The sequence below is a fragment of the Pseudonocardia sp. ICBG601 genome (assembly GCF_020496245.1).
Genome location: NZ_JAHLJA010000024.1, coordinates 1 through 8039, shown reverse-complemented (window position 1 = coordinate 8039; position 8039 = coordinate 1). Strand labels below are relative to the sequence as shown.

At 68.1% G+C, this 8039-nt stretch carries 9 protein-coding genes and 2 pseudogenes; 2 read left to right on the top strand and 9 right to left on the bottom strand.

The window, feature by feature from the left end:
* The 9 genes and pseudogenes from KPL57_RS09115 to KPL57_RS69500 form a co-directional block, all read right to left on the bottom strand.
* Window positions 1-334, bottom strand: a pseudogene (locus KPL57_RS09115) (C4-dicarboxylate ABC transporter substrate-binding protein); the annotation flags it as partial.
* Complete coding sequence (locus KPL57_RS09110; RefSeq protein ID WP_226351115.1) at window positions 331-1728, bottom strand: HAMP domain-containing sensor histidine kinase; 1398 nt, start codon at window positions 1726-1728, stop codon at window positions 331-333. The pseudogene KPL57_RS09115 and the gene KPL57_RS09110, both read right to left, overlap by 4 nt.
* A 4-nt stretch (window positions 1729-1732) precedes the next feature.
* The gene (locus KPL57_RS09105; RefSeq protein WP_226351114.1) at window positions 1733-2389 is read right to left on the bottom strand and encodes a response regulator transcription factor; all 657 of its coding nucleotides are present in this window, start codon (window positions 2387-2389) and stop codon (window positions 1733-1735) included.
* A 202-nt stretch (window positions 2390-2591) separates the two neighbouring features.
* Window positions 2592-3856 (bottom strand): IS3 family transposase gene (locus KPL57_RS09100; protein ID WP_226351113.1). Its coding sequence is split into 2 segments (ribosomal slippage): window positions 2592-3505 and window positions 3505-3856, totalling 1266 coding nucleotides; the frame shifts between segments, so codons are not numbered across the junction.
* Between the two features lie 60 nt (window positions 3857-3916).
* The gene (locus tag KPL57_RS09095) at window positions 3917-4774 is read right to left on the bottom strand and encodes a hypothetical protein (RefSeq protein WP_226351234.1); all 858 of its coding nucleotides are present in this window, start codon (window positions 4772-4774) and stop codon (window positions 3917-3919) included.
* 55 nt (window positions 4775-4829) lie between these two features.
* Window positions 4830-5276 carry a hypothetical protein gene (locus tag KPL57_RS09090; RefSeq protein WP_226351232.1) on the bottom strand — a complete coding sequence of 149 codons (447 nt, stop codon included), beginning with the start codon at window positions 5274-5276 and terminating at the stop codon, window positions 4830-4832.
* A 29-nt stretch (window positions 5277-5305) separates the two neighbouring features.
* Window positions 5306-5749 (bottom strand): hypothetical protein, encoded by a 444-nt coding sequence (locus KPL57_RS09085; protein WP_226351112.1) that lies wholly within the window; start codon window positions 5747-5749, stop codon window positions 5306-5308.
* A gap of 108 nt (window positions 5750-5857) precedes the next feature.
* On the bottom strand, window positions 5858-6139 hold the full coding sequence (locus KPL57_RS09080; RefSeq protein WP_226351111.1) for a hypothetical protein: 282 nt from the start codon (window positions 6137-6139) through the stop codon (window positions 5858-5860).
* 95 nt (window positions 6140-6234) lie between these two features.
* Window positions 6235-6456, bottom strand: a complete 222-nt coding sequence (locus KPL57_RS69500; RefSeq protein ID WP_308252825.1) for a WhiB family transcriptional regulator — start codon at window positions 6454-6456, stop codon at window positions 6235-6237.
* Here KPL57_RS69500 and KPL57_RS71920 point away from each other — a divergent pair.
* Window positions 6392-7603, top strand: a pseudogene (locus KPL57_RS71920) (Scr1 family TA system antitoxin-like transcriptional regulator); the annotation flags it as partial. The gene KPL57_RS69500 and the pseudogene KPL57_RS71920 overlap by 65 nt on opposite strands.
* 70 nt (window positions 7604-7673) lie before the next feature.
* Complete coding sequence (locus KPL57_RS09065; RefSeq protein WP_226351233.1) at window positions 7674-7829, top strand: hypothetical protein; 156 nt, start codon at window positions 7674-7676, stop codon at window positions 7827-7829.
* Window positions 7830-8039 lie beyond the last annotated feature (210 nt).

Here is an 8039-nt window from a genome sequence, read left to right as displayed (position 1 = left end):
TTCCGATCGCGAGCAGCTCTAGTGGTGCGGCGAATGGCGCCGCCCCGGCCCGCGCGGCCAGGACGAGGTCGGTGAGGGCGAGCCCGACATCGGCGCCCCCACGGATGACGAGCTCGGCGTTGCTGCGCGAGCCCCCGGTCGTGACGGGGCGCAGTGGCCACCCGGCCGAGCGTGAGACCGCTGCGAGCAGATCCGCGAACTCGGCATAGAATCCACCAGGCTCACCTGCAGCCAGCGAGAGTTCATCGAGCGCGACGCTAGTGCATGATGTGAGCATCGGGAGTAGGCACAGCCCACCGAGGATCGAGCGCCGCGGCTGTCCCCGCGCGCTCACTGAATCGGTCCTAGGACGACGGTGGCGAGTAGCCCGCCGGATGGTCGACACTCGAGGTCGAGGCGGCCGCCGTGTGCCTGTGTCAGCCGGTCCGCGATCGCGAGTCCCAACCCGGAGCCTCCGGCGGTGCCGGGGGAAGCGCCCTGCCAGAACCGCTGCCGAGCGCGGGCCAAATCGTCGGCGGCGATCCCGGGTCCGTCGTCGGAGATCGCGACCGTCCCGCCGTTCAGCCCGCTGGACCACCGCACCCGCACCGTCGAACCGCGGCCGGTGTGCCGCACAGCGTTGTCCAACAGCACGTCCAGCACCTGTTCCAGATCACCGTCGGGCCAGCCGACAGGCAGCTCCAAGGACTCCCAGTCACCGGAGTAGCCCTCGAGGGTTACCCCCGAGGCGGCGGCGGCCAACCGCCACGCGTCGACTCTACCGGCTGCGACGACGGCGGCGTTGCAGTGTGCGGGAGCAGCGGTGCCGGCAGCGACCGCCGCCGACTGCGCCTCAGCTGAGGCGAGTCCCAGCATCCCATCCAACAGTCGTTCCAGCCGGTCGATTTCTCCAAGCGTGGAGTCGTAAGTGGCGCGACCGCTGGCAGCGATATGGGGGTCAAGCCCGTCGACTCGCAGCCGCAACGCGCTCAGCGGGTTCCGAATCTGGTGCGACGCATCGGCGACGAGGCGCTGCTGTTCAGCTGCGCCAGCACGGACCGCTGCCGACATCCGATTGAACGACTCAGTTAGCTCACGTAGTTCTCGCGGCCCAGCACAGACGGCGATCTGTTCCCCTGCGCGACCTTGCGCGACGGCTCCGACGCCGCGGGCCAGCACCCCGATTGGACGCAGCACCCAGCGGGCCAGCAGCAGCGCGAGCGCAGCGAACCCGACCGCTGCAGCAAGTGCCCCACACAGCACAAGTGCCCAGGTAAGGGCCACGTCAGCGGCCGCTCGTGCCGGGTCGGCGAGCAGCAGCACAGCCCCGTTGGCGCGGTGCCCGGTCCCGACCGGCTGCCACAGCAACACCGAGTCGCGGGCGAACGGCGTAATCCACGTCGGGGCGACCGACGGCTGATTGCGCAGCGCCGCGTCCAGCGCAGCGGGCACCCCAGGGGCATCCAGCGCGAGGCCGACCGATACCACCGGTCGCCGCTGCGCATCGACGACGAGTACGCCTTCGCGGTAGAGGTCCGCGTGACGACGTGCGCCGCAGTCCAGAACGCCGTGGGAATCATCGGTTCCCTCGAGGGCGGCCATCTCGGCGAACCAATCGAGGTCGGCGCCGCGAGTCAGCGCCCAAGCCTGGGCCCGCGTGGTCGCCTGCTGCTCCAGTAACGGCATCACGAACGCGGCCACCGTAAGCAAGGAGAAAAACGAGAGGACGAGCAACAGACGTCGCTGCACCTCGTCACCGACCCAGGCGGTAACCGAACCCACGCACGGTCGCGACCAGTCCAGGGCGGTTGAGCTTAGCCCGCAGCGCCGCGACATGTACATCCAGCGACTTCGACCTGGCGACCGACGCGGTCCCCCACACCTCCTCGAGGATCTGGCGGCGGCTCACGGCCACTCCGACGCGGCTGGCGAGCGACGCGAGCACGGCAAACTCTTTCCCGGTCAGGGGCATGTCTACTGCGCCGACGATAACTTGGCGGGCACCGAGGTCAACCCGCACGTCCTCCACCTCTACCACTGTAGCGTCTGCGAGCACGTTTGCAGCCCGGCGCACGACGGTATCGATGCGGGCAAGTAACTCGCGCAGACGTACCGGCTTGACCAAGTAGTCGTCGGCACCGAGGTGCAACGCTCGCACGACGTCACCCTCCGCAGAGCGAGCGGTCAACACGATCACAGGGACCGCAGAGTCCTGCCGTACCTGATGCAACAGACTCAGGCCGTCACAATCAGGCAGGCCCAGATCGAGCAGTACCAGATCGACCTCGCCGAGCAACCCGATCGCTGCACCCCCGGACGGCGCGTGCACGACGCCGTGCCCGCGGACACGCACCGCCTCTGCTAGGGCACCTGCCACGCCTAAGTCATCCTCGACCACCAACACCCTCACGATGGGACATCGTGCCGCACCACCTCAGTGAAGCGTCCACGGTTCTATGCCGCTTCGGTACGGGGCTCGGGTGAGCGGTGTTCAGCGTAGTAGGCCTGCTCGTGTTCATCGGGTGGGATGTTGCCGATCCGGGAGTGCAGTCGGCGGGTGTTGTACCAGTCGACCCAGGGCCTTGACCCCGGATCTTGGACACGGTGGTTGATTACGCGGCTGTGGCTGTGACGGTAGCCCGGAGGGCCTGTTCGTAGGTGTTCGGGGACAGGTGCTGGCAGTAGGAGTGCCGTCGGCGGGTGTTGTAGCGGGTCAGCCATCTGAAGACCTGCCGTCGGCAGGTGGCCGCGTCGGGCCAGCAGGTGCTGTCCTGGAGGACCTCGCGTTTGACGGTGGCGTTGAACGACTCGGCCAAGGCGTTGTCCGCCGACGACCCGACCGCGCCCATGGAACGGGTCACCCCGAGCCGGTCGCAGAGCTCGGCGTAGGCACTCGAGGTGTAGACCGCTCCGTGGTCGCTGTGGAAGACCGCCCCGCGCAGCGACCCACGAGCCCGTTCCGCGGCGTGGAGCGCGTCGTTGACCAGGTCGGTGCGCATGTGATCAGCCAGGGCCCAGCCGGCGAGTTTGCGGGAGCAGCAGTCGATCACCGTGGCCAGATACAGGTTCGTCCCGCCTGCGAGGGGCAGGTAGGTGATGTCACCGACGTAGACCTGGTTCGGTGCTGGGGCGGTGAAATCCCGCCTGAGCAGGTCGGGCACCGTCTGCCGGGGCTGCTCGACGATCGTGGTGTGCACGCGGCGTCGGCGGCGGTAGCCGGCGATCCCGGCCGCGCGCATGACCCGCGCGACGCGTTTGTGGTTGACCCGATCGGCGGCGGCGACACCGTCGTTGAGCTCTGTGGTGGCCCGCGGCGCACCGATGGTGTTGTCGCCGTCATGGATCGTCTGGATCCGCGCCACCAACACCGCATCACCAGCGGCCCGCCGCGCCCGGACCGGGGCCGCAGCCAACCAGGCGTAGAACGACGACCTCGAGACGTGCACGAGCTCGCACAACCGCTTCACCTCGAAGGTGTGCCGGTGGTCAGCGACGAACTGGAAGCGGGTCACCAGCGCGTCTCCCCCGCGAAATACTTGGCCGCCCGCTGCAGGATCTCCCGCTCGGCGGTCAGCTTCTTCTCGCTGATCTCGAGTTCACGGACCCGGGCCTCGAGACGGGCGATCTTCTGCCTCGGTGGTTCCTCCCCACCCAGGCCCGACCCCGGCGTGGTACGCATGGGCTGTACCGGGCTGGGGCAGCTACTGCCATCAGCTGCGGTCTTGTTCCCCGTGCCGTGGATCGTGAGCCAGTCCCGCAACGTGCCCCGCGCGATGCCCAGGTCGTCGGCGATACCACGGACGGTGGCACCCGGGGTGGACTCATACAGATCAACAGCCTGCCGACGGAACTCGTCGGTGAAACTCTTCCTGGCCATGATCGCTGGATCATCTCGCTTCCCCAGCAGTGCTGGAATCAGCGTGTCCAAGATCTGGGGTCAAGCCCCCCAGGCGGCTGTGACCCATTCGACGTCGTCGAGCTGGCGCAGCGGCCCGGTCCGGAACGGGGAGTCGTCCCGGACGGCTTCGGTCTTGAACAGACCGATCGTGGACTCGGCCAGGCCCGAAGTGCCCGTGCCAGTGCTCGTGCCGGTGCCCGGGCTGGTGTTGGTGGTGGTGTCCGGCGGCAGGTCTGCCGCCGGGGACGGACCGGTCGGAGAAGCCGGCGCCGAGCCGGTCCCCGGCTCGGGATCAGCGCCACGCACCTCGACACCCACGCCGTCGGCGCTGTCAGCGCTGTCAGCGCTGTCCGTGGTGGGCAGGCCCGGATCGTCGGTCGCGGTCGCGGTCGTGCCGGCGGCTCCCGCCGCGTCGGCCGTCGGCCGCGCGCGGCGGCGGCCCCACGGCTGCGGGGACGGGGCGCCCGCAGGCCCAGCCACACCGCCGACCGCACCGCTATCGCTGGTGCTGGCCGGGTGCAGGCCGCGGGCCTGCGCCCAGCGGGCCCGCGCCCGATCCGCCCGCTCCATACGACGCTGCTGGACCGCACGCCACCGCTCATCCCGCCCCGGGGCGGTCTCGTCAAACCACGCCCGCCGCCGCGCCGCCCGATGCTCCCCGCGGTGCTGCGCGGCCCGACAGGCGTTCGCCCACCGCGACGCCACGAGCAGACCGAACGCGCCCCGCCCGGTCGGACGCCCCGACGCGGTGCGGGCCCCGCCGGCGTTCTCGTGGCGCATCCGGGCCCGGGCCAGGCCGGGTGGTTCCTTGCCGTTGCTGTAGGCGGCGGTGTCGGTGCGTCCCTTGGTCACGAAGAACGCCACCACGACACACGTCAGGAAGAACGCCTCCACCACCTGCTCCCTTCTTCTCTAGCGCTGTATCGGCTTGTGGCTAGAACTGGCGGTGTCATCAGGTGAGGGATGCGGCGAGGGCGGCGATGAAGGTGTCCGCCGCGCTGTAGAGGCGCGGGACACCCGCCAGCACGGTGCCGACCAGGGCGAGGGCGGCGACGACCAGCAGCGACTTCGTCCGCGTCGCCGCCGTAATCCCCGACCCGCGCAGACGCGAGTACGCCCACAGGCCCGCCCCGGCGGCGACCGCACCCACCGCCGACACACCAACAAGGTGGGCGGTGGCCTGCCCGGCCCCGGTCAGCGCGCCACCGGATAGGGCGGTGAACAGCCCGCCGAACCAGCCCGCGGAGGCCCCGCCGACGCCGAACCCGCCGATCACCGCGAGGACGGCGGCGATCTTCTCCCAATCCACGCCCTGACCAGGCACATCCAGATACACCAGGACGACCGCGAGGATCAGGGCGAGAGCGCCGAGCGTGAGCATCGAACTCGGAATGAACATCGACCACGACATCGACGATCACCGTCCTTTCAGAACGCGAGGGCGAGTAGGGCGACCACCACGACGGTGATCACGAAGCCGGATGGCTTGTCCCGGATCACGTTCGCCACCCAATCCAGCGGGAACACCACGACCAGGGCGGCCAGAGTCAGCGCCGAGTGCGCCGCCCTCACCAGGGGATTGCTGGATGTGGTCCAGTCCCCAGTGCGGGAGTAGGCCCAGGTCTGGGCGTATGAGGGCGGCGGCTCGTTCCACCGCGGCCGGGCCTCCACCACGTCACTGATGGTCTGGGCGATGCGCTGGTCCCACGGCGCCAACGGCTTCACTCCCGGCTCCACCGGAGCAGCCGCCTGGCTCTCACCGCTCTCGGGCGACGCTGCGTCCGGATCGACGATGTAGAGGCCCGGGCGGGCCGGGCCCTCCTGTCCCTCTTCCTGGTGCTGGTCAGATGCGGGCTGCGGCACGACGACCACCTCCCACCTTCTGCCGATGGCAGCGGCTACAGGTCCGCGGCGGCACGCCGCCCTCCCGTGGAATCTCGATCGACCGGCGACACACCACACACCGCGCACGGACCTGCATCACCGGTCACCGCCAGCCGTAGGAGCGGCGGCCTGACGCTGGGCGGCGCGGGCCTGCGACCGCTCGGCCTGACGCTGCTTGACCCGCACCGCCTTGTGAGCGGCGGCTTCCTGGACCTCGTGGAGCTCGACGAACAGATCGGCGAGGTCGTCGGCGATCCGGTCGATGCGTCGTGTCACCTCCGGGGACACGGTCCCGGTTTTCGGCAGCGTCGCTCGCACGGCGGCGAACGCCGCGATCAGCCGCTCGACCGGCGTGGACGCCTGCCCGTAGGCCGACACGAACATGTCCCGGCGGACGCGACCACGCCGCAACACCGCATCCGCCCGCCGAGCACTCAAAGCACGCAGACGATCCGTCCCCGACGATGTCGCCATCAGGCCGCCACCGCCCAATTATCAACCGCCGCAGCAGCGGCGGCGATGTCCGCGTGCCGCTGAGCGGCGCGCTCCTCACGAGTGGTGCCGCCCCAGACGCCGTACTGGCCCGTCGCCGCGGCCCACTCCCGGCATGCGACACGCACCGGACAACCGGTGCACACCAGCCGGGCCTGCAACACACCCAGCTCAGACACCGGGAAGAACACCTCGGTATCCACACCAAGACAGTGCCGACCCGGATGGGACGACAACTCGGACGGGACCGGGACTCCAGTCCCCGGATCGTCGTCAAAGACAGGACTACGCTCGACCACGTGGGCCACCTCTTCATGCTCGGGGTGGTCTACAAGGGCCTCGGCGGAGGAACAGTCCGCCGGGGCCCGACCACTGAGATTCAATGTGTGCGATGCGAGCGACGCTCTCCTCACATCAGCCAGCCTCAGCTTGCAGCGGTCGAGACCTCGAGTCAAGGGGGCACGAGAGGAAAGTCGCCCCAGTCCGAGCTGCCTCGCGAACGCGGAGAGAATCCACGTTCGCCTCCGCTCGCTCGCGCGAGTTGACGACCAGCACCGGGAAGTCTGCGGGCGAGGCGCTCGAACCGAGTCAGCCCGCGAAGGCCGGACCACGCGCTGGTCGACAACGAGACGGCGACGCATAGAGGTCGAGCAGAGACAGTCAACGAATACGACGGGAGGCTTTGTGACTTCGGTCCGGAACAACTCTTGGGCTCGACTCGGCGAGCATCTGCGAAAGTATCGAATCAGAGCCGGAATGTCCGGCCGGGCGCTGGCTAACACCATTGGATGCGACCAGTCGCGAGTCAGTCGGATTGAATCCGGAAAATCGCACATCACCAAACAGGAGGCGCGGAAATGGCTTCACGCAACAGGGTCCGATGGCGCGCTCAAAGTAATACTCGATGGCATCGACGCGGCAATAGAAGAAACGGTGAAGAAGACACGCGATTCAAGGCCGCGCGGGTGGCAGTCACAGCGAGGTGACATCGAGTCTATCGAAATCGAGGCATCGCTCATTCTTTCCTGGCAGAGCTCCTTCGTGCCGGACCTCCTTCAGTCAGCTGCCTACATGCGACACTTTTTTCGATCGACCACTGGACACTCAAGGCGATACACCGCCACTCAGATCGCAAGTCGCATCGACCGGCAAGATATCCTATATGGATCACGGCGGAAAGTGGAGATCGTCATGGTCGAATCCTTGCTAAAGCAGCAGTTTGGTGGCGCCTATGTAATACTTGACCAGCTAGACAGGATCATCTCGCTGGCTAGGCACAGACTGGTCGATCTTGCCGTCCTGCCCAATAATGTCAACTTCGATTCAGCATATGGATTGGACGCGGTCATCTACATGGCCCCCCACGAGGCCGCCGACAACTTAGTCATCAAGTCGGACAGGAGACGCCCCCGAGAACCAGGTGGTTGTGCAGCAGCATATCGACCAGTTCCGCGCCTACCAGGGCCACAGCCTGCGGGGCGACCAGGCGATCGAGTTCGTCGAGGGCCTCGCTCGTGAGATGAGCGACGGCCAGACCAGACCCGGTGATCCTGCCGCCGGCCGTGACGGTGGGTGATTGTCCAGTTGTCCGGTGGACAACGAGCCCGGGCGTGCTAAAGTGCGTCCTACGCGCGCGCGAGCCCGGGCGCGCGTAGGACGCCGAAGTCCAGCTGCTTGTCCAGTCTTTGTCCAGTGGTTTGTCTGCCTGCGGGGACAAGCACGGAGAGTGACATAGACAAGCGCAGCGCCTCTCTGCACCCCCGGGCTCGCACTCGCACCCTGCGAG